General features: G+C 43.5%; 20 protein-coding genes. 5 read left to right on the top strand and 15 right to left on the bottom strand.

All coding sequences use genetic code 11. The annotated features are described in order from the left end of the window. Nucleotides 1-280 precede the first annotated feature (280 nt). From ACFPRA_RS15705 to ACFPRA_RS15715, 3 genes are all read left to right on the top strand, one after another. Nucleotides 281-1,852, top strand: a complete 1,572-nt coding sequence (locus ACFPRA_RS15705; RefSeq protein ID WP_381436668.1) for a polysaccharide deacetylase family protein — start codon at nucleotides 281-283, stop codon at nucleotides 1,850-1,852. Nucleotides 1,853-2,306: 454 nt separating this feature from the next. Continuing rightward, nucleotides 2,307-2,693, top strand: a complete 387-nt coding sequence (locus ACFPRA_RS15710; protein ID WP_381436671.1) for a GntR family transcriptional regulator — start codon at nucleotides 2,307-2,309, stop codon at nucleotides 2,691-2,693. Beyond that, nucleotides 2,694-3,800 (top strand): DUF1648 domain-containing protein, encoded by a 1,107-nt coding sequence (locus ACFPRA_RS15715; RefSeq protein ID WP_381436673.1) that lies wholly within the window; start codon nucleotides 2,694-2,696, stop codon nucleotides 3,798-3,800. An 83-nt stretch (nucleotides 3,801-3,883) separates the two neighbouring features. Here the strand turns inward: ACFPRA_RS15715 and ACFPRA_RS15720 are convergent, their stop codons facing one another. Together ACFPRA_RS15720 and ACFPRA_RS15725 are read right to left on the bottom strand one after the other, a co-directional pair. Then, nucleotides 3,884-4,867 carry an NAD(P)/FAD-dependent oxidoreductase gene (locus tag ACFPRA_RS15720; protein ID WP_381436675.1) on the bottom strand — a complete coding sequence of 328 codons (984 nt, stop codon included), beginning with the start codon at nucleotides 4,865-4,867 and terminating at the stop codon, nucleotides 3,884-3,886. Between the two features lie 160 nt (nucleotides 4,868-5,027). Beyond that, nucleotides 5,028-5,312, bottom strand: coding sequence for a DUF6509 family protein (locus ACFPRA_RS15725; RefSeq protein WP_381436678.1), 285 nt, complete (start codon nucleotides 5,310-5,312; stop codon nucleotides 5,028-5,030). 208 nt (nucleotides 5,313-5,520) lie between these two features. Between ACFPRA_RS15725 and ACFPRA_RS15730 the strand changes: the two genes are divergently transcribed. Then, nucleotides 5,521-7,218, top strand: a complete 1,698-nt coding sequence (locus ACFPRA_RS15730) for a M3 family oligoendopeptidase (RefSeq protein WP_381436680.1) — start codon at nucleotides 5,521-5,523, stop codon at nucleotides 7,216-7,218. Nucleotides 7,219-7,265: 47 nt separating this feature from the next. Here ACFPRA_RS15730 and ACFPRA_RS15735 read toward each other — a convergent pair whose 3' ends face one another. The 6 genes from ACFPRA_RS15735 to ACFPRA_RS15760 all read right to left on the bottom strand — a co-directional run bounded on the left by ACFPRA_RS15735 (nucleotide 7,266) and on the right by ACFPRA_RS15760 (nucleotide 14,141). Next, nucleotides 7,266-8,765: a GGDEF domain-containing protein gene (locus ACFPRA_RS15735; RefSeq protein ID WP_381436683.1), complete on the bottom strand. Its 1,500-nt coding sequence runs from the start codon at nucleotides 8,763-8,765 to the stop codon at nucleotides 7,266-7,268. Between the two features lie 540 nt (nucleotides 8,766-9,305). Next, nucleotides 9,306-10,985 (bottom strand): formate--tetrahydrofolate ligase, encoded by a 1,680-nt coding sequence (locus ACFPRA_RS15740; RefSeq protein WP_381436686.1) that lies wholly within the window; start codon nucleotides 10,983-10,985, stop codon nucleotides 9,306-9,308. 87 nt (nucleotides 10,986-11,072) lie between these two features. Continuing rightward, nucleotides 11,073-12,056, bottom strand: coding sequence for a zinc-binding dehydrogenase (locus ACFPRA_RS15745; protein ID WP_381436688.1), 984 nt, complete (start codon nucleotides 12,054-12,056; stop codon nucleotides 11,073-11,075). Nucleotides 12,057-12,170: 114 nt separating this feature from the next. Beyond that, a complete protein-coding gene (locus ACFPRA_RS15750) occupies nucleotides 12,171-13,070 on the bottom strand; it encodes a metallophosphoesterase (RefSeq protein WP_381436692.1) in 900 nt (299 codons plus the stop codon). Then, nucleotides 13,067-13,561 carry a helix-turn-helix domain-containing protein gene (locus tag ACFPRA_RS15755; protein WP_381436695.1) on the bottom strand — a complete coding sequence of 165 codons (495 nt, stop codon included), beginning with the start codon at nucleotides 13,559-13,561 and terminating at the stop codon, nucleotides 13,067-13,069. Before ACFPRA_RS15755 ends, ACFPRA_RS15750 begins: the two co-directional genes overlap by 4 nt. Nucleotides 13,562-13,655: 94 nt before the next feature. Further along, nucleotides 13,656-14,141 carry a dUTP diphosphatase gene (locus ACFPRA_RS15760; RefSeq protein WP_381436697.1) on the bottom strand — a complete coding sequence of 162 codons (486 nt, stop codon included), beginning with the start codon at nucleotides 14,139-14,141 and terminating at the stop codon, nucleotides 13,656-13,658. A gap of 93 nt (nucleotides 14,142-14,234) precedes the next feature. On the opposite strand from ACFPRA_RS15760, the gene ACFPRA_RS15765 reads away from it, so the two are divergent. Further along, nucleotides 14,235-14,612: a sigma-w pathway protein ysdB gene (locus tag ACFPRA_RS15765; RefSeq protein ID WP_381436700.1), complete on the top strand. Its 378-nt coding sequence runs from the start codon at nucleotides 14,235-14,237 to the stop codon at nucleotides 14,610-14,612. 73 nt (nucleotides 14,613-14,685) lie between these two features. Here ACFPRA_RS15765 and ACFPRA_RS15770 read toward each other — a convergent pair whose 3' ends face one another. The 7 genes from ACFPRA_RS15770 to ACFPRA_RS15800 all read right to left on the bottom strand — a co-directional run bounded on the left by ACFPRA_RS15770 (nucleotide 14,686) and on the right by ACFPRA_RS15800 (nucleotide 21,247). Continuing rightward, a complete protein-coding gene (locus ACFPRA_RS15770) occupies nucleotides 14,686-14,976 on the bottom strand; it encodes a DUF1294 domain-containing protein (RefSeq protein WP_381436702.1) in 291 nt (96 codons plus the stop codon). 110 nt (nucleotides 14,977-15,086) lie between these two features. Next, complete coding sequence (gene rplT / locus ACFPRA_RS15775; RefSeq protein WP_239390353.1) at nucleotides 15,087-15,446, bottom strand: 50S ribosomal protein L20; 360 nt, start codon at nucleotides 15,444-15,446, stop codon at nucleotides 15,087-15,089. Nucleotides 15,447-15,488: 42 nt separating this feature from the next. Beyond that, nucleotides 15,489-15,686 (bottom strand): 50S ribosomal protein L35, encoded by a 198-nt coding sequence (gene rpmI / locus ACFPRA_RS15780; RefSeq protein ID WP_239390354.1) that lies wholly within the window; start codon nucleotides 15,684-15,686, stop codon nucleotides 15,489-15,491. Nucleotides 15,687-15,713: 27 nt separating this feature from the next. Next, nucleotides 15,714-16,220, bottom strand: a complete 507-nt coding sequence (gene infC / locus ACFPRA_RS15785) for a translation initiation factor IF-3 (protein WP_381437573.1) — start codon at nucleotides 16,218-16,220, stop codon at nucleotides 15,714-15,716. Between the two features lie 318 nt (nucleotides 16,221-16,538). Continuing rightward, entirely contained in the window at nucleotides 16,539-18,473 is a 1,935-nt protein-coding gene (thrS, locus tag ACFPRA_RS15790; protein WP_381436706.1) for a threonine--tRNA ligase, read from the bottom strand. A 460-nt stretch (nucleotides 18,474-18,933) separates the two neighbouring features. Next, nucleotides 18,934-19,875, bottom strand: coding sequence for a primosomal protein DnaI (gene dnaI / locus ACFPRA_RS15795; protein ID WP_381436708.1), 942 nt, complete (start codon nucleotides 19,873-19,875; stop codon nucleotides 18,934-18,936). A 1-nt stretch (nucleotide 19,876) separates the two neighbouring features. Next, entirely contained in the window at nucleotides 19,877-21,247 is a 1,371-nt protein-coding gene (locus tag ACFPRA_RS15800; RefSeq protein WP_381436711.1) for a replication initiation and membrane attachment family protein, read from the bottom strand. Nucleotides 21,248-21,285: the final 38 nt, after the last annotated feature.

Raw genomic sequence — 21,285 nt, forward strand, 5'->3', positions numbered from 1 at the left:
TCACATGATTGTTGTCGAAAAAAAGGATTTTCCATACTGAAATAGGCACTTCAAACCGTTTGTTACATTTTTTTTACGGTATCAAAAAAATAGTTCTTTCCCTTCCTATTTCCCCCCTCATATTTTCCGATTTTTTGTCAATCCTTGGTTTGCCTTTAGTTTTCATGTATACTAGGAGAATAGATTTACTGACTAAATTCGACACTATCTTACTTTATTTTGAAACTATTTAAGTAGACTATCCGTCTAACTTTCTATAAACAGAAAAGGAGTCTTTAGCATGAAAAGAACACATCGGAAACGTCGCTCTTTATGGATTGACGCGACTTTTTCCATCGCCATTATTACCCTTACCGTAGCCGCCATCTACTTGATTTCATTGACGTCCAAAAACGACGAAGCCTCGTCTACGGGTAGTGATAACAGAACAAAACCATCACCCGTTATCATTGATACAACCGATTCGAATTACCCGGGCATCAAAATTATCACAGAGACTTCGAATGATCTCTTTTCTCCATTCGCTATCCAATATCCACAAAGCATACATAACCATTTCAACGAAGAGATTTCAGCGTACATAAAAAAAGCAAAGCAGGACTATTTAGCGAAAATGGAAGAAGAGAAAAAACTCGGTAATGACACGACAGGTGAATTGAATATTTCATTTGAAACACTCCTCCACCCTTCTGATCACTATTCTTTTGTACTGATCAACAGCAGCTCCATAGGAGGCGTTGACGGAGTGACTGAAATTCGTTCATTTCACTTGAATCCGGACTCGGGGGCAATCATTACTATTGAAGATGTGTTGAATCACGATTTAAATAACCTTGAACAGATTACCAATCTAGTGAGAGATGCCTTGTACAATGATCCTAGTTTAAAGGAAAATTTATCATTGGAAGACGCTCACCGCTACACAGAGCCTATCTGGGAAAATTACAGGAATTTCGCCATCACGGATGAGTCGCTTATCTTCTATTTTGATGAGCACATAGTGGCTTCTGACACCGCTGGTCCGCCGATTGTTGCCATTTCCCTTCAAGATGTCAATGAATGGGTGGCCAAGGGCTTCAAACTACATGAGCCATCTACTGACATCGTCGACAATGTGGAAACAGATGACGTAATGGAAAAGAACGACGGTCATGGACAAAAAGACCATACCCCAGATTCAGATAAATCGTCTGCAAAAGATGAAGAGAGCAAAGATGACTCGACTGAAACTGGATCTGAAAGTACTGTCGATACGGATAAAACAGTGGATACAACCGATACAATCGATTCGACTGATTCAACTGTAAAACGTGTGGCTCTCACATTCGACGATGGACCCGATCCAAAAGTGACCATGCAAATTTTGGATATTTTAAAGAAGTATGATGCCAAAGCGACATTTTTCATGTTGGGGAGCCGGGTCGAATATTACCCTGAAATCGCCAAACATGTCGCCGATGCGAGGCATGAGCTAGGAAATCATACATGGAATCATCCCGATTTAACAAAAGCGGGTGTAGAAAAAGTCCGCAACGAAATCAATCGTACTTCTTCCATCATCGAGGAAGTCACCGGCGTGAAACCGACCGCATTCAGACCTCCTTATGGCGCAGTCAATAAAACGGTACGTGCTCAAACGGATTTACCAATCGTCCTATGGGATGTCGACACACTCGATTGGAAGCATCGCGATCCTGAAAAACTTCTTGCAAATGTAAAAAGTGCAGTGAAAGATGGAAGCATTATTTTAATGCATGATATCCATCAATCTACAGCTGACGGGCTCGATGCCGTTCTTGCATACTTACAAAGTGAAGGGTTCATCTTTGTCACCGTCTCAGAATTAGAGTAAAAACCAGATCTCCAGAACAAGTGCTAGCACTGTTCCGGAGGTCTTTTTTTATCTTCTTCGTCTTATTCAATTCAGTTGCCTTGGATGTATAGGAATTTAACTTGATTCAGCAGAAGTCTTCCACTTCCATAAGCGGCGAGATGAATGCCAGAAGGCATTTCAATCAGAGGGAGTCTAATCTTCCACTGATTCAAGTTAAGCCTCCGGCGGATGTCACAGATTTTGAAAGGAGTTAATTGCGAATCGAACAGCGAAGGGTTCGATTTGCCGTATTTCTGCGTTCTTTGCAGAAATTAAGGCACCAGCCATTAGAAAGCGCAATTCAAAATCTGGACGCAATTACGCCAAAGCGTAATTGATTTGAGCATATTTCCAATAATTCCGCGCAACTTTGTTCTATACAAGCTAACACAAATTTGTTATACTACTATTAGAACAACTAGGAGGTGCCATGGTGCTTATTCAAATTGAACCGTCATCGAGTATCCCGATTTATACACAATTGACCCATCAGTTGATTGTACTCATTGCTCAAGGGCAATTAAAAGCAGGTGATACCTTACCTTCTGTAAGGTCTTTAGCTTCAGACTTAGGCATGAATATGCATACCGTAAACAAGTCCTATCATGAACTTGAAAAAAAAGGGCTCATTCAAATCGTTCCCAAATCTGGTGCGATGATTAACCCGATTCCACGTGACGGAATTGCTGAAGTGCATCGATTGCGAATTGCCGAAGAGTTAGAACCTATTATCGCTGAGGCGATCGCACTGGGGATGACTTCAGAAGGAATTGAAATGCTTACCGCGACCATCATTTCTACTTTGAAGGAGGAATCTTAAATGGCTCTGACGATTTTCCTTATCATGATTGCCTTTATCATTATCATGCAAGCTTCCATACCATTTTTACTAAAGAAAACGCTCGCTTTCGGCGTCACCATTCCAGAAGGGTATACCGATAACAAAACTGTCACTGCTTATAAAAAAGTCTATTCGGCTATTAATATACTGCTTGGCATATTTGCGCTCTTGGGATTTGCAATTTGGGCCAACCAACGAGCACTTTCCGAAGAACGCATCGTACTAATCGGCTTAAGTATACAGTTTGGATTCTTATTGATCTGCATGGTGCTTTACCTTTACTTCCATGCGAAAATAACCCGTTTGAAACGCTCACAAAACTGGGGAGCAAATTTGAAACAAGTGCGCATTGCAGATTTGGCCATTCGTTCGAAAGATGAAATGCTACCGACTGCTCTATACGCTTTACCTATCATGATCACCATCGGCCTGATCGCCTATACGGCAACCCAATATGGGAATATGCCCGATCTAATCCCGACACATTGGGGCCCAAACGGTCAACCGGATGCATTCAGTGAAAAGACGCCCTTTTCTGTTGTCGCCCTCTTGCTTATCCTACTTGTCATACAAGGAATGATGCTTGGTATCCATGTGCTGACCAAACGATCCGGTATTAAACTGAATGCAGCGAAAAGCAAAACTTCGCAAATTCAGCAATTATCATTTCGGAAGTATACGAGTTGGTTCCTTTTCATGACTAGTTTTTTGATCACGATTTTATTCGGCTTTTTACAACTCGTCACCATTCATGATGGGCTGGGCAATGAGGTCATCATGCTTGCCTTCCCACTCGGTTTTTTGTTCGTCATACTGATTGCAACCGCGGTTTACGCCTTTAAAGTCGGACAGGGCGGTTCAAGGATTGACGTTCTAGTGGAAGAAGAATCCGCTCCAGGTGTTACCGACGTTGACGACGATCAATACTGGAAAGCCGGTGTCTTTTATGTCAATAAAAATGATCCTTCCATTTTTGTTGAAAAGAGATTTGGGGTCGGCTGGACGATCAATTTCGGCCATCCGGTCGGTTATCTTGTCCTCTTTGTTCCGATCTTGCTCATTATCGCCATTAGTCTATTTCTATAATTGGTAAAGCCCTTGTAGGGCTCGATAAAAAGGGATGCTCAACTATCATGAGCATCCCTTTTTTGCTTATTTGTAAGTGGTGATTAACTGAATATGCTTGTACTATGCAACGGCTGTAGTCTTGCTTTCGGGTCGACATAAGCTTTTGCGTGGTTCACAGCAATCGGTGCTTCCCCTAGTCCGACAGCAATCAGTTTTACTTTTCCATCATAATTCGTAATATCCCCTGCTGCGTAAATTCCTTCAATATTCGTTTCCATACGGGAATTGACCAAGACGGAGTTTTTGTCCATTTCGAGTCCCCATTCCTTCAGTGGTCCAAGCGAAGAGATATTGCCATAGTTAACGATTAAATGATCGATTGGCATATGTTGTTCGGTACCGTCTTTTTCAGCAAGAAGTATTCCGCTTACGTTTCCATTTTGCCCTTCGATCGCTTTGATTGCACGGGAAGTTAACACGTTCACTTTCGATTCCATCAGTTGGTTGACACTTGTTTCATGCGCTGTGAAACGCTCACGACGATGGACCAACGTTACTGTTGAAGCGATGTCTTCCAGCATAAGCGCCCAGTCAACCGCTGAATCGCCTCCTCCACATACCAGCACTTCTTTATCCTTAAAGAGGGATAAATCTTTGATGCCGTAGTGCAGTGTCTTCCCTTCAAACTCCACTTCTTCCTTCAAACCGATTTTACGGGGTTGGAATGCGCCGATTCCTGCTGTCAATAATATCGTACGTGTCAAATGCACACCTTTATCCGTTTGCAGGACAAAATGATCGCCATCACGCGTTGCTGATAGCGCCGTCTCCCCCAACAGGATTTCCGGCTTTGCATAATGGGCTTGTGTCACTAAATTGGCGACAAAGTCCTTTGCAAGAATTTTAGGGAAACCACCTACATCATAAATATATTTATCTGGATACAACTCAATGAGCTGGCCACCAAGTTGAGGCAAGCTATCGATAATTTTAACGGACATCTCGCGCAGTCCTGCGTAAAATGAAGCGAAAAGCCCTGTCGGACCTCCCCCGATTATTGTAATATCGACGATTTCTTTATCCATATATAAACACTCCAATTAGCATAGTCTTGGATGAAAATTTCTTTCTTTCCGATCCACTCTACTTATTATCTAACAAATTGCAATAAAACTCACTTAATGTGTTTTAGCATTCACTATTTTTTTTAATAAAGATCAGATAAGCGGACACACTTTTCCCACATTAGCCTTCTCTATGTGTTTTACAAAACGCCAGAACGATTTCTTTTTCATCGTCCTCCATCTCAAAATCGAGAGGCTTTTCCGTCGATCGTTCGAAGAAATGATAAGTGGCAATCCATTCTTTCTCATCTTCAACTGCAAAAATGACCCGCAGTCCCGTTCCCCCTTCCGCGTATAACTCATCCTCTTCATCCACTGTAATATAGAGTCGATATTCGTATCGATCCCCACGAATGATTCCAGTCGGATCAACCATTTGTTCAACAATGTATTCATTTATTTCCATAATTACTCAGCCTCTCATGTACATTCATTGGATTTTGGCAATGAAATCACCACTCTCCATACTACATCATTCTCAAGTGAAAAGGGTAAATTTCAAAATATTGTCCTGAAAATGCGCATTCCGTGAAATTTATTTTGCAATCTCTCCAAACTTCATGAACAATAGGAACAGAAAAGCTTTTACCACTAATTATTTTGGGGGGATTCACATGCTTACATTTGAAGATTATCAATACACAAGACCTGATATGAACAAACTGAAAGTAGAGTTTGACGTTCTGCTGCAAACTTTCCGTTCTGCCGATTCATCGGCACAACAAAACGAGATTATGAAAAAAGTCAATGCCATTAGTAATGATTACTCGACGCAGGCCAACCTTGTCTATATTCGGGCTTCCATCGATACAAACGATGCATTTTATCAACAAGAGCGCGATTATTTTGATGAAATCGGTCCTGAATACCAAGAGTTGGAAACAGCTTACTATAAAGAGTTAGTAGCTACCCCTTTCCGCTCTGAACTTGAGGAGAAATGGGGTACGCAACTGTTTGCACTGGCCGATAATGCCATTAAGTCTTTTTCACCGGAAATCATTGGCCTGTTACAAAAAGAAAACAAGCTTACTTCCGATTATTCTAAACTGATTGCGTCCGCACAAATCGAATTTGACGGAAAAACGTTGACGCTCGCTCAAATGGGACCTTATGCTGAATCCCCAAACCGAGCTATTAGAAAAGCTGCAATGGAAGCCTCTTATCAGTTCTATGCTCTTAACGGCGAGAAATTAGATGCCATCTATGATGGTCTCGTTAAACTGCGCCATGAAATTGCGACAACACTCGGCTTTCAAAACTTCGTCGAACTAGGCTATGTGCGCATGAACCGCATTGACTATGACGCCGACATGGTTAAGAAATTTCGGAAGCAAGTGCGGGAACATATCGTGCCGTTGGCAAACCGGCTGTACAAACGCCAGACAGAGCGTATCCAAGTGGATACATTGAAATTTTATGACCAGTCTCTTAACTTCTTGACGGGTAATGCAGTCCCACAAGGCTCGCCTGAATGGATCATCGAGAACGGAAAAAAAATGTATGCGGAACTGTCACCCGAAACGGATGAATTTTTCAAGTATATGACCGAAAAGAACCTACTGGATGTCGAAGCAAAGAAAGGAAAAGAAGCAGGAGGTTATTGTACTTATATCGATAACTATGAATCGCCTTTCATTTTCTCCAATTTCAATGGGACTTCAGGTGATATCGATGTCTTGACCCATGAAGCAGGGCACGCCTTTCAAGTCTATTCAAGCCGGCATATCGGCATCCCGGAATATATGTGGCCAACCTATGAAGGAGCAGAAATCCATTCAATGAGTATGGAATTTTTCACATGGCCTTGGATGGAACTGTTTTTCAAAGAACAGACCGACAAATACAAATTTGCGCATTTAAGCGAAGCCCTGCTCTTTTTACCCTATGGAGTGGCGGTAGATGAATTTCAACATATCGTCTATGAAACCCCGGAAATGACACCTACAGAAAGAAAAGCCGCTTGGAAACAAATCGAACAGACATATTTGCCAATGCGCGAATATGATGGGATCGATTTCTTAGAATTGGGCGGCGTTTGGCAACGCCAAGCTCATATTTACACAAGCCCGTTCTATTACATCGATTACACACTTGCTCAAATCTGCGCCTTCCAATTTTGGAAACGGTCTCGTGAAGACCACGATGCAGCTTGGAAGGACTATTTACATCTTTGTACGCTAGGCGGGTCCAGATCGTTTACTAAACTCGTTGCAGAAGCGAACTTGTTATCGCCTTTCGAAGACGGTTGTGTGGAGTCTGTCATCGGTACAATCGAAGCTTGGCTCGATTCGGTTGACGATAAATCTTTATAAAAAGACAAAACGGAGTTAACCCATTTCCTAGGGTAACTCCGTTTTGTTCAATCCATTCGGTTATCCTGCTCACCGTTGTAAAACGTATATTGATTTTTTCCATTTTCCTTGGATAAATAGAGCGCACGATCCGCCTTTTCATAAAGGGATTCAAATCGATCATCTCCCGTAGCTACGGCGATGCCAATACTGATGGAAACACCAAGATTTTCAATATGTCCTAACGCATCGAATGATTCGTTTATCTTCTCGATTAACTTGCTGGCCAGTTGACGAATTTCCATCGCACCTACATCGGAGAATATGACAACAAATTCATCACCGCCAATCCTCGCAGTCAAATTCTTCTCGCCAACAATCTCTTGAATCGTTTTTGCTGCCAACTGTAAAATCCGGTCCCCTTCTCCATGTCCCAAAGAATCATTAATCGTTTTAAAATTATCAAGATCGACCATCATCAATGCAAGTAAACGTTGCTTCTTTTCCAACCGATTGTGAACCTCTTCCTCAAGTGCTACACGGTTTTTCAGTCCAGTTAGGCTATCGTGGAAAGCAAGATGGATCGGTCTTGCTACGAGACGGGCGATTAAAAAGGAAAGGCTGATTGCACCGATTAAAATCAACATTAATTGTTGGATAAACTCATTTCGATATTGCCCGAGCAACCCTGAGAATTCAGCGTCGTTATAAATGATTTCAATAACCCGTTGCGTTGAAATGCCTCTCTTCTCGTCGGCATTATAAGGGATGTAGCGATAAGTTACACGGTGTTTCCCCATACTTTGAACACGTTTCTGTACCTTGCCGCTTAAAACAGCCTCCCGCAACAAAGGTCGCATTTCCGGCGTTATCTCCTTGTCGTATTTAGCAGCTTCCGTCTCACCAAATCGAAATCCCTCAGAATTATAGATTTGAATGGAATTAACGGACTCGTATCTGCTCTTTAAAGTGTCCATTGTTTTTATGAAGTTGAACTTTTCGAAAATCCCATGATTTTCAAGTGATATGCCAAGTTCCAATAGATAATGATTGTCTGGGGTTGGCACATAACTAAATTTTTTGATTTCCCCATTGTATTGCTGTAAATCCAGTCCATCATGCGAAAATTCGGCTCCCGCTCTTCTTTCGTTCAATAATTTGGAAAATGCGGAACAACACTTATTGAAATCTAGACCGATATCCGGCTCGAAACTACTGTAAACCACCTGATTACGCGTATCGATGACATAGATATCCATCCCGAATCGCTCTTTCAATGCTTGAAAATCCCATCTTTCAAAGTCATTTTCCTTTTCATACAAAGCAAGCAATTCATCCGAATACGCCTTCATTTCATCGGCAATTTGATAGTCCATTAAATTGTAAACGTTATCAATTGTAGTCAGCGATTCGACAATTTTGTCTTCAACTAGGCTTATTTCGGTTTCATGGCCAATGCGAACGCGCTCCTTCAACTTTCCGTAATCAAAAAAAGCGATCACGAAAGATACTGCCAAGGAAAAAGCAATCAAAATCAGTGTCAGCTGCATTCTAAAATACTTGTTCACTTTTTTCTCTCCTCTACTTTCGCCCGTTATCGCTCCTTGGAATTAATTTCCCTTTTCTAGTTTAGCTTAACATTGTGAGAAAAAACATATCTTTATAGATTTTTCCGCAACTATCGTCCTTTTTAAAAAACCATAAAAGTATATTTTGCACAACCTCTTTCATAGATGATCAATAACGCCTCGGCGTTATTGCGTCCGGATTTTGAATTGAGCTTGCTCAATTAACTCCTTTCAAAATCCGTGACATCCGCCGGAGGCTTGGGCCAACAGGATGTTGGTCACTCAGGCGTTGCCAATCAAACAGCGGAGGGTTTGATTTGCCGTATTTCTGCGTTTTTTGCAGAAATTAAGGCACGTTCATTCAGAACGCGGCGACCTTAGCCTGAGTTCCTCTATTCAGCCGGGGTTTGAACCCCCACTGAATGGAATGCATTACTAGCATTCATCCCACCACTTATAGAAGTGGGGGACTTAAGTTAAATCTGTGCAAAACAAAATGCAGGACGCCAGTGGACGTCCTGCATTTTCATGATTGTCGCCTTAAGTTAATCCGGTAGCATTGCCATTTTCGTCGATGTCCATCTTGAGAGCAGCTGGCGTTTTCGGCAATCCCGGCATTGTCATAATATCCCCCGTCAGACAAACTAGGAAACCGGCTCCCAATTTCGGAATGATTTCACGTACGGTGATGGTAAAGCCATCGGGCCGCCCAAGCAGTTTAGGATCATCCGAAAATGAATACTGGGTTTTCGCCATACAAATCGGCAATGTTTCCCAGCCGTTCTTTTCAATTTGCTGCAGATCTTTCAAAGCTTGGTCAGTTAACCTAACACCTTCCCCACCGTACACTTTTTGTACGATTGTTGTCAGCTTGTCATGGATCGATTGTTCTACATCGTATAAATGCGTAAACTGAGTCGGTTCCTCCATTAAGCCGACAACTTCCTTTGCCAAGGCGATTCCGCCTTCACCGCCTTCTTCCCAAACATTCGTAAGCGCCACTTTCACATCATTTGCTCGGCACCAATTCAGCACCACTTGATGCTCATCAGAGGTGTCTGTTATAAAGCGGTTCAGTGCAACGACCGGTTTTACGCCAAATGCGTGAACCGTATCAATATGTTTGGCCAAGTTTGCGATCCCAGCAGTAACCGCCTGTACATTTTCATCGCCTAGCGCCGATTTCGGCACGCCTCCATGCATTTTGAGCGCACGGATCGTCGCGACGACAACAACGACATCGGGTGCAAATCCGCCTCTCCGTGCTTTGATATTCATAAACTTCTCTGCACCGAGATCGGAGCCGAATCCAGCTTCAGTCACCACAATATCAGCTAATTGGCGTGCCATATTTGTCGCGATCAACGAATTGCAGCCATGCGCAATATTCGCAAACGGTCCCCCATGGATCAACGCAGGTGTTCCTTCCATCGTCTGGACCAGATTCGGCTTGAACGCTTCTTTCAGAAGTAATGTCAGCGCCCCTTGTACCCCTAGATCACGAACGGTCACCGCTTCCTTATCATATGTGTAGCCGATCACGATCCTGGCAATCCGCTCTTTCAAATCTTGCAAGCTAGTCGCCAAGCAGAACACAGCCATAATTTCAGAAGCGACTGTGATGTCGAAGCCATCCTCCCGTGGGACCCCTTGAGCCGGCCCTCCAAGTCCGATCGTCACTTTCCGGAGCGCCCGATCGTTCATATCCAAAACGCGTTTCCACGTAATTCTACGTGGGTCGAGCCGCAATACATTTCCTTGATGTAAATGATTATCGATCATTGCACTCAGTGCATTATTTGCGGTCGTAATCGCATGGATATCCCCGTTGAAATGCAGGTTGATCTCTTCCATCGGCAATACTTGGGCATAACCGCCGCCTGTTGCACCGCCTTTTATACCCATGACAGGACCCAAGGACGGCTCCCGCAAGGCAACCATCGTCTTTTCACCTAGCTTAGATAATGCATCGGCCAAACCGACGGTTACCGTCGATTTGCCTTCTCCAGCCGGTGTCGGGCTTATCGCCGTTACAAGCACGACTTTTCCGTCCCGGCTCTTTGCCGGCAATTGGGAGACATCGATCTTTGCTTTGTATCGCCCATAAGGTTCTACAGCATTTTCTGGTATACCCGCTTTCTCCGCTATTTCGGCAATCGGTTGCATAGTTGCCTGGGAAGCGATTTGTAAATCCGTTAATGGAACGACTTTTTCTGTCATATTTAATGCCACCTTTCATCACCTATAGTATAGGTCATATCCACATATATAGGATAGTCATTTTTGTGAAAAATACTGACAAAAAAGTCATTTCGATATCAGGAGCGCCACTTTCCCGAACTGTTTGCTTTCTTCGATATAATCAAACGCTTGCTGCGCCTCATCCAGTTGGAACACGCGATCGATAACCGGCCGCATACCGTACGTTTCGAGATGGGTAAGCATCTCCCGTAGCTCTTCACGGCTTCCCATCGTCGAACCGAATAACTGATATTGACCATAGAAAAACGATCGTAAATCGAAGTCAACGACATCTTCCGTTGTCGCTCCAAACACAACGATACGGCCGCCCTTTTTCAAAACGCTTAAAGAGCGGTTAAACGTCGCTTTACCGACACTTTCAATGACAAGATCAATTGTCTCGCCCTTCAATTCCTGCTTCCAATCCCCATTCGTATCAATCGCTCGATTGGCCCCTAGTTCAAGTGCTTGTTTTCGCTTCTCTTCACTGCGGGACGTCACAATGACACGTGCGCCGATATTCTTGGCAAAAGAAATCAAGTAATTCGACACACCCCCACCCGCTCCAGGAATAAATACCGTATCTCCCTTTTTCAATCCGCCTTGCGTAAAGAGTGCCCGATAACCCGTCAGTGCAGATAAGGCCAACACTCCCGCTTCTTCCCAAGTAAGATGGGCAGGCTTCTTTTCCAATTGCTCTTCAGAGATAACGATTTTCTCTGCGAATGTTCCATGGTCTGGCATGCCCAACAAATCGAACTCTTTCGGTGGTGCATCGCTATTTTCAAACCACCGGAGCGATGGATTGATGATCACTTCATCTCCAACCTGAACATTCTTCACATTTGCACCGATCGATTCAACGATACCAGCACCATCCGACCCTAATATTAATGCTTCCGGCGCATTTCCTCTCCGTGCAGGTATGTATAAATCCCGGCGATTTAAGCCGGCAACTTTCAGGGCAACAATGACTTCATCCTTCTTGGCAATCGGCTCTTCCATATTGCCTATTTTCAATTCTCCCGCTTCATGAATAAATGCTTTCATAGCCCTCTCCCTTTCCTTTATCAAATAATCAAAACATCCTCTTTATTCAATCATACTTGAAAATTTACCTAGTTTCATATAAAAAGCGTAAAAGGTATTTCCCTTTTACGCTTTTTATTCGTCAGCCGTTTGTTGTAAGGTGACAACAACAATTTCCGGCTGATTCAACATCCTGATCGGTATGATACTATTTCCGAGGCCGCGGCTTATAATCAATCGACTTGCATTTTTCTCATGTACGCCTGATGTATATTTCGGGAACCATCCCTCTCCCGGTGATACAAGCCCCCCGAGTCCCGGAATCCGAAATTGTCCACCATGTGCATGTCCGCTAAAAACAACATCGATGCCTTGTTCGACATAGACTTCGAATTGTTCAGGCCTGTGGGATAATAGCACTTTGAATTGCTCTTTGGGCACTTGCCGAAACGTCCGTTGAATCGATGTCTCCACTGCAATATCGTCCTCTTGTTCACTTGCCAATGGATCCTCAATTCCACCTATTACGATCGAATGATCAGATGGTCGAGTAATCCTATATGCTTCATCTGTTAATACATAAACACCCAATCTTTCAAGTTCGCCTTTTATATATTCTACATCATTCGTCGCAATTTCATGATTGCCGGTCACATAATAGATCGGCGCAACTGTTTGAAGCTGTTCTACAAGCCGCAAGCTTTGTTCGAGATGATAGCGATTGCTATCGATCAAATCACCCGTAATGAAAATTACATCAGGTGCGATCGTCTTCACTTTACGCACAACAACTTCATGATCCTTGCCATAAACGGCATCATGTAAATCCGATAGCTGGACAATTGTGTAGTGATTAAATGCATCGGGTAGTTTTTCTGAGATGAGGGTATAATGCGTAATACCGACTGTCGCATTACTTCGGTAAAGCTCAAAAGCACAAAGACCCAATAGTAGAAGTAGTAAAAAGCATCTCTTCTTCGTGAATCGTCGTAGATGCTTTCCATTGTTCTTTTTCGGGGAATTCGATGCAGTCATAACCAGCGTTTTTTCATTTTAGCCAGCTCTAGTAACTCAAGGACTTCTTTTTTCGGCAATTCGGTTAAAATCGCAAGTAATTCACGTTCTGCCAACCTTCTCCCTTTCCCGCTCCGATACCGTTCTTTATTTTGCGCATCGATTTCGGCATACAACTCATCCATCGCCTCTACTTGTTCACTTGTTTCCACCTCGCTCATAATTGACTCTCTCAACTTTTCATAGAGCATTTCCGCATTTGTTGCGCCGGATGTTTTAAATGGGGTCGAGGCATTCCCAGTCCCTAAGATGAGTTCGTCCGTCGAAACATTAAAGCGTTCAGAAATTTTTGCAATCCAAGCGGCAGATGGTGCATTTTTTCCTTTTTCCCAATCTTTAATGCGGCTTGCAGATGTACCGATTGCGGTTCCAAAAGCCATCATCGATAATCCGCGTTGTTCCCTTAACTGTTTTAAACGCATGCCAAAATCTTCTTTGTTCCATTCAATCACACTTACGCCCCCTTAATATTTCGCTTTCTATCTCTATTATTTTTTAATCGGAGGTTTCTGTCAATCAATTTTTTGATTTTTCTATAAAACTTATTCAGTATCCCCTTTTTTGCCGGTCATAGTTTTCTTCATTCTTTGCTATGTATGCTTTTATAATGTCTTCATTTGTAAACCCTAGCTTCTTTGCGATCGCTCCGTAATGAATCCAAATCTCCCGATAAGCTTCCATTGTAAGCTGGTCTAAAAAGCGATAAATGACTGCAGTGGCCTTCAAGAATAATTGTGTCAGATTTCCTTGCACTTCCCCTTCTGGCCAGTCCGCAAGGGAATCCAGCCCTTTTTCAATCCCAAGTGATAGTAGAAAATGAATGGAGTCCACATACTCTTCAAGGATAACGGTTTCTTCCGACGGACCTTTTTGACTCCAAAATTTAAAACAGCGTGTTTCATTGGCAAGTTCAGCCAATTCTACGAGAAGTGCTAGGCCTTTTTCTAAAAAGACATCTGTCTGTTTGTCCCGATTTTGTTGGATAAAAGCATCCAGTTCCCGTTGCATAGAAAATAATGTTGTTAGTTGCATAAAAAAACCTCCACTTTTTTTGAATTTCTTGAAACCAAATCATTTGGTCATCCGTATAAGAGAGTACCATAAAATTAGTAAGGGGGATCTGTCATGGGCTTTCTGATCCGCTTAGTCATTATTGCACTCATCATTTATTTATTTTACCGCGGGATTCGTTATTTAACAGACGCCAAACGGAAATTGGATGAGGCATACGAGCAAGAGCAATTTTATTTTTATGACGATGTAAAAAATGTGCGGAAAAATTTCTTCATCACGTACAAAGGTGCACTTTTTGAAGGTGAAAAGTATTTGGGTACCACTCATGATTCCATTGATGTCGTCTCCATTTTCGTTTGGGTAAAAGACGAAGCGAAACTACAAGGATTCACGAAAGACGATTTCCAATTCCTCAAATCAGAAATTCTATCCAATTATCCAAAAGCAGACATCAGCTGGAAAAACCCAATTGAACAATTGATGAAATAAACAAAAGCGCAGGGCGTCTAACGCCCGTAGACTGGATGACGACAGAAAGCCCGGTTGCTTATCGGGCTTTTTCTTATGCTGTCGTTAGCCCCGGTAAATCGACACCAAGAAGATAAAGAAGTCCGATACCATAAGCAATGGCTATTACAAAAAATCCTACCCGGAATGCCGTATGCCTTGTTTTATGTCGGAACATCTGCATGCCGATGTAAGCACCGATGCCTCCCCCTAAAAGAGCTAGCAGCCATAGATTCCGCTCAGGTATGCGCTTCTGTTTCTTTTTCGCCTGACTTTTATCATATCCCATCGCAGCGAACGCCCAGATTGACATGAACATGATCCAACTGATTAGCACAGACTCCATTCGCTCCCCCTCCTTTTCTCTATTCCCATTTTACACCATTTCAGTACAAATAAAAACCGCCCCAAGTCCCGGAGTGGCTCCGTTTCGCGAGGCGGTTTCTTATTGGTTTCTTATTTTGCGATTGATTTTTTTGCTGCTTCTGCTAGTTGTGCGAATGCTTGTGCATCCGTTACAGCTAGGTCAGCTAGCATTTTACGGTTTACTTCGATACCAGCAACTTTTAATCCGTGCATAAGTGTGCTGTAAGATAGACCGTTTGTACGTGCTGCCGCATTAATACGTGTGATCCAAAGTTTACGGAATTCACGTTTCTTTTGACGACGGTCACGGTATGCATAGTTAAGTGATTTCATCACTTGTTGGTTTGCAACTTTGTAAAGTCTATGTTTTGACCCGTAGTAGCCTTTTGCTAATTTTAGTACTCGATTACGACGCTTGCGCGACACTGTTCCACCTTTTACGCGTGGCATAGTTCATTACCTCCTGCTTTTCTGTCCGATTGAATTTTCTTATTACATGTATGTGATCATTTCGCGAATGCGTTTGTAGTCGCCTGAAGAAACGAGGGAAGCTTTACGTAAATGACGTTTCGCTTTCGTCGACTTGTTTGCAAAAAGGTGACTTGTGTAAGCACGGCCACGTTTTACTTTACCAGCTCCGGTTTTTTTAAAACGTTTCGCTGAGCCGCGGTGAGTTTTCATTTTTGGCATGATCTGTTCCTCCTAAATCTTTCGTTGTTACTGTTTTTCTGCGGTTGGCGCCAGCACTAGGAACATGCTACGGCCTTCCATCTTCGGTCGTTGTTCAACCGTCGATACTTCTTTGCACGCTTCTGCGAAGCGGTCAAGAACACGTTGTCCGATCTCCTTGTGCGTGATAGCACGTCCGCGGAAACGGATGGACGCTTTCACTTTGTCCCCTTTTTCAAGGAACTTAATCGCGTTACGTAATTTCGTCTGGAAATCATGCTCATCAATTGTCGGGCTTAACCGGACTTCTTTAACTTGAATGATTTTCTGATTTTTACGTACTTCACGGTCCTTTTTCTGCTGTTCGAATTTGAACTTCCCATAGTCCATGATACGAGCTACTGGGGGTTTCGCTTGTGGAGCGACAAGGACGAGATCCAAATTCACACGAGCGGCAATCTCCAATGCCTCGTTGCGGGATTTGATTCCGAGCTGTTCGCCGTTATGGTCGATAATGCGCAACTCGCGGGCACGGATGCCCTCATTTACGTACATGTCTTTGCTAATAGTAATCCACCTCCGGATATAATCTCGCGAATACATGGTTTGGGTATACCGCCTGATTAGGTCGGTCCCACAGGTCCATCCAATAAAAAAAGGTAGACAAATGAAATTTGTCTACCCGCGTATGTGTACGCACATCAAGATGTACGGCACGTTCACTCATGTGCTGACCTGTCAACAACGGTTAGGCGTCAAACAGGTGAGAAGCGGGTAGCCTCTTCTTATACCACAAACTGTATTCAGTCATTACTAACCTTAATTACTTTATCATGGATAAAGATATGTGTCAATTACTTTATTCGAAAAGAGTTAGACGTTGACCACTTCGTCTTTTAATTTCGCCAAGAATGCTTCAAACGGCATGCTTTCCGATTTTTGTTCTCCGTATTTACGGACATTCACTTCACCGGATTCCACTTCTTTGTCACCAAGCACTAGCATATAAGGCACTTTTTGCATTTGCGCTTCCCGGATTTTATAACCGATTTTTTCGTCACGACTATCGATATCCACCCGGAATCCTGCTGCCACTAGCTTTTCACGAATTCCATCTGCATAATCGAAGTGAGCATTCGGTGAAACCGGGATCACTTCGACTTGAACAGGTGCAAGCCAAGTCGGGAATGCCCCTTTGTATTCTTCGATAAGGAAAGCAACGAAACGTTCCATCGTCGAAACGACGCCACGGTGAATGACGACTGGACGATGGTGTTTACCGTCCTCTCCGACATACGTCAAGTCAAAACGTTCAGGCTGCAAGAAGTCCAGTTGTGCAGTAGAGAGCGTCTCTTCCATTCCAATTGCTGTTTTCACTTGAACATCAAGCTTCGGTCCGTAGAAAGCTGCCTCCCCAATCGCTTCTACATAGTCTAGCTCCATTTCGTCCATCGTTTCTTTTAACAAGCGTTGTGCATGTTCCCACATCTCATCATCATCGTAATATTTCTGCGTATCTTCTGGATCACGATAAGAAAGACGGAAGGAATAATCAGTGATATTGAAATCTTTATAGACATCGATAATAAGCTGAACAACACGTTTGAATTCTTCTTTAATTTGATCCGGTCGCACAAAAATATGTGCATCATTCAATGTCATCCCACGGACACGCTGTAAACCGGATAGCGCCCCGGACATTTCATAGCGGTGCATCATACCAAGCTCTGCAATTCGGATAGGTAAATTCCGATAAGAATGGATGCCGTTTTTGTAAATCATCATATGGTGTGGGCAGTTCATCGGACGAAGAACTAGATCCTCATTGTCCATGCTCATGACTGGGAACATGCCGTCTTGGTAGTGACCCCAGTGACCGGATGTTTTATAGAGTTCCACACTTCCGAGCACCGGCGTATACACGTGGTCATAGCCTAGTTTTTCTTCTTTATCGACGATGTAGCGCTCAATGACACGGCGGATTGTCGCACCTTTTGGCAACCAGAGCGGCAAGCCTTGGCCTACTTTTTGGGAGTTCATAAACAAATCGAGTTCTTTCCCGATTTTCCGGTGATCCCGTTCTTTCGCTTCTTCTAGTAGACGCAAGTGCTCTTTTAATTCATCTTTTTTGAAAAATGCTGTTCCGTAAATCCGTTGTAGCATTTTGTTATCGGAGTTTCCACGCCAATAGGCGCCCGCGATGCTAAGCAATTTGAATTCTTTCAGTTTCCCTGTTGACGGTACGTGGACACCACGGCAAAGGTCGAAGAATTCCCCTTGTTCGTAAATGGATACTTGTTCGCCTTCCGGAATCGCTTCAAGCAGTTCCAGTTTGTACTCATCGTCGATCTCTTTGAAGCGACTTTCTGCCTCCTCACGCGTTACATCGTGACGGATCACTTCGACATTTTCACCGATGATCTTTTTCATTTCCTTTTCCAGTTCCGGTAGGTCGTCTGCCGTAATCGGCTCCGGTGAATCGATGTCGTAGTAAAATCCGCTATCGATCACAGGGCCAATACCGAGCTTCGCGTCCGGAAACTTCCGTTTGACAGCTTGTGCCAATAAATGCGCTGTACTATGGCGCAAAATCTCTAAAGCTTCTGGTGATTGTGGCGTAATGATCGCAATTTCGCCGTCTTCCTTAATCGGCGTTTTCAAGTCAATTAGCTGATCGCCAATTTTTCCTGCCAATGCACTTTTCCGAAGTCCCGGGCTGATCGATGCCGCAACCTCCTCTGTAGTTGTACCTTGCGGAAATTCTTTCACCGCTCCATCCGGAAATGTTAAGTTAATCATTTCTGCCATTTGAATACGCTCCTTTTTTCTTTTTAAGCAACAAAAAAAGCCCCATCCCTGGAAAGGGACGAAGCTTTAGCTCGTGGTTCCACCCTTGTTTCTTCCATCTGTCATAACAATTGACAGAAAGATGAAGCTTGACATCGGCTAACGGGCCGGGTTCCGTCATCGGTTACTAGTATCGTTTCACCAACGCTGCTCGGAGGTGGTAAATCGTCTGTCTGTTCTGCAGGGCTTCCAGCCAATGACCCTGTTCTCTGTAAGTCGACAAATCGATTGTTGTCCTCGTCCTTGCATTTCAGTTTATTGAATAATTTGTAGTATACGTCGATTTTTGCGAAAATGCAAGTCATTTTCAAAACTTGTGACCTTCGCTATACATTTCCGCCCCATCAAGTAACGGGTTGGACCGACCTAGCGCTGTTTCTCAAAGCGGCGCTAGAAAAGTCTACCAGCCACCACTCTTCTATCAGCGTCGCCGGTTTTCCCCATCCAACTGCACGGGAATGCTGACCATACGGATCCTCTCCATGATCCGTGCAGCTTTGACGATTTCCCTTTCCCCTCGTTGTGTATGAGCCAAGTGATGTTCAAGATCATCCAGATTGAAATTCGATGTGAAAAAGGTCGGCAGTTTTTCAGCCATCCGGTATTGCAAAATCGTTCCAAGAACATCATCCCTTGTCCAAGCCGTCACTGCCTCCGCACCGATGTCGTCCAACATCAGCACTTGCGCTTTTTTCACAAAATCGAGCTTCTCATTGAGCGATTGATCTTGGATCGATTGTTTGATTTCCCTTAAAAACTCGGGAACGTAGACGGCCACTGTGCGGATTTTCCGAGTAGCTAGCTCATTGGCCAATGCACCGAGAATGAAGGACTTCCCAATCCCGAATGGTCCGTAAATATATAGCCCGCGTTCAGGAAGCTTTCCTGTTTCGTCAATGGCATTCAGAAAATCTTTGGCTACACGGACCACTTTCACCCGACTCTCGTCAAAGAACATGTCGATGTTCTGCAACTTTGCCGCCATGACGTCTTTTGGCATGTACATGCTATCGACCATTTTGGCAACATTGCGGACTTCTTCGTCAGCGAGCTTGGTCGGGCATTTCATATACTCTACGTCAACCAGTCCACGCGCCATCAAGAGTTTCGGTTCAAAGCCTTTCATGATGTTTGTACAACCGTCGAGGTTCGGACATTTGTCACAACGATGTGAAGCAGTTGCATATTCGTATAACTTATTGAGACTTCGATCCACAATTTCCTTATCGACTTCAGTGGAATGATCCGACAAGAATTGTTGTACCCCTGGACTCTCCATCACTTCTTTTCGTAATTCTTCATAGCGTGTTGCAAATGTCGGAGCCTTCACAACCCGATTCAATGCATCTCCGATTCGTTCCAATTCAGTTCACCTCATCTCTTGTAATACCCAGTTCTTTCATCAGTTTACGACGCTCTTCTTCAACATTGAAATCGGTTGTTGAGGATTTCTTCGGTTGCTCCCGTTTTTCCGGTTTATCTTCTTTCTTATAAAACCAATCGGGAACCCGCTCTTCTCGTCCGGATTTCCGTCTTGTCGGCGCCTTTTGTCCTTCGTTTTTCCATTTAATATACTGATCATGCTCTTGCCGCGAAATTTCCATCGCAGCCCGCACCGTTTCGATTTTCTTATTCATCCAATGGGAAGCGATTCGCTCTACATATTTATTCGTAATTTTGCCGTCATTGCGCAAGTGAACGTATTGTAACAAGACATTGACAACACCTATGGACAAACCATGTGTATGGATTAGTCTTTCCGCAAGCTCCACATCTACAGGTAGCGGTTCTTTCCCGTTAATATCACGGAGCATATCAATGGGTGGTGTATGTTCAAGATAATGCACCAATTCATCGTCTCGGGTTTTCAGTTCCACTTGTTGCATCGGTTGCTCTTGTTCGTACACTTTCCGTAGAACAGGAGGCTCTTTCGATACATTCATTTTGTAAAATTCAGTTGCAGCTTTACGCAAGCGTTCTTCCGGCAACTGAAGATCTTCATCAAGTGCCATCATCACAACTTTTTGCATATCCAATGGGGTCAATGAATAAAGGAATGCCAACTTCGCAATCGTTTCCTTGGATACTGCAGTCAATGTAGCTTGCGGAACCATCTGCTCGGATAATCCGGCTTTGAGAAGGTCAAAATCAAAAGAGGATTCGACAAACGGAACCGGTTTCGGTTCATTCCGGCCTTGGAAATTTTCGTTCAACATTTCTTCACTAAAGCTCTGCGGTACGGGCTTGTATACATCCATGAATGTGCGAGAGACATCTTCGTACCCATCATCTGATCCTTGATCGAGTGCAAAATGTCCCCTTAAATTCCGATAGGCCTGCTCTCCTATTTTGCTAAATAAAAATGTCGATAATAAGGGATCTGAGAAAAAAGCTTTTGCATCAAGAGGAGGCAAAAGCTCGTAGATGAATTCCCTTACGTCCCCCTCCTTCTTTCTTCTCGTCCGCAAAAGACCGATTGCTTCCAATGAAATACGTGCTTCAAACACACGTCCAAGGGGCATCGTCAAAATGTTCATCAGATGATAGTGATTATACGTAATGGCATTTCCCTGTTCCCCATCCGCCCAAAGTGTCATGAAGAGACTTAACGCATCAGGGCCGATCAGTGGCTGATAAAATAAAGTGAGGAGTTGACGGTCATAATCCGAGAATGGATGTGGCAACCCAATGGTGTATGCATCGACTGGTTGCAGTTCTTTATAGAGATGTGCCACTTTACCCCTCCTTTCCATTCATAAAGTGAAACTTCAAT

This window comes from Sporosarcina soli, assembly GCF_042655805.1.
GTDB classification, from domain to species: Bacteria; Bacillota; Bacilli; order Bacillales_A; family Planococcaceae; genus Sporosarcina; species Sporosarcina soli.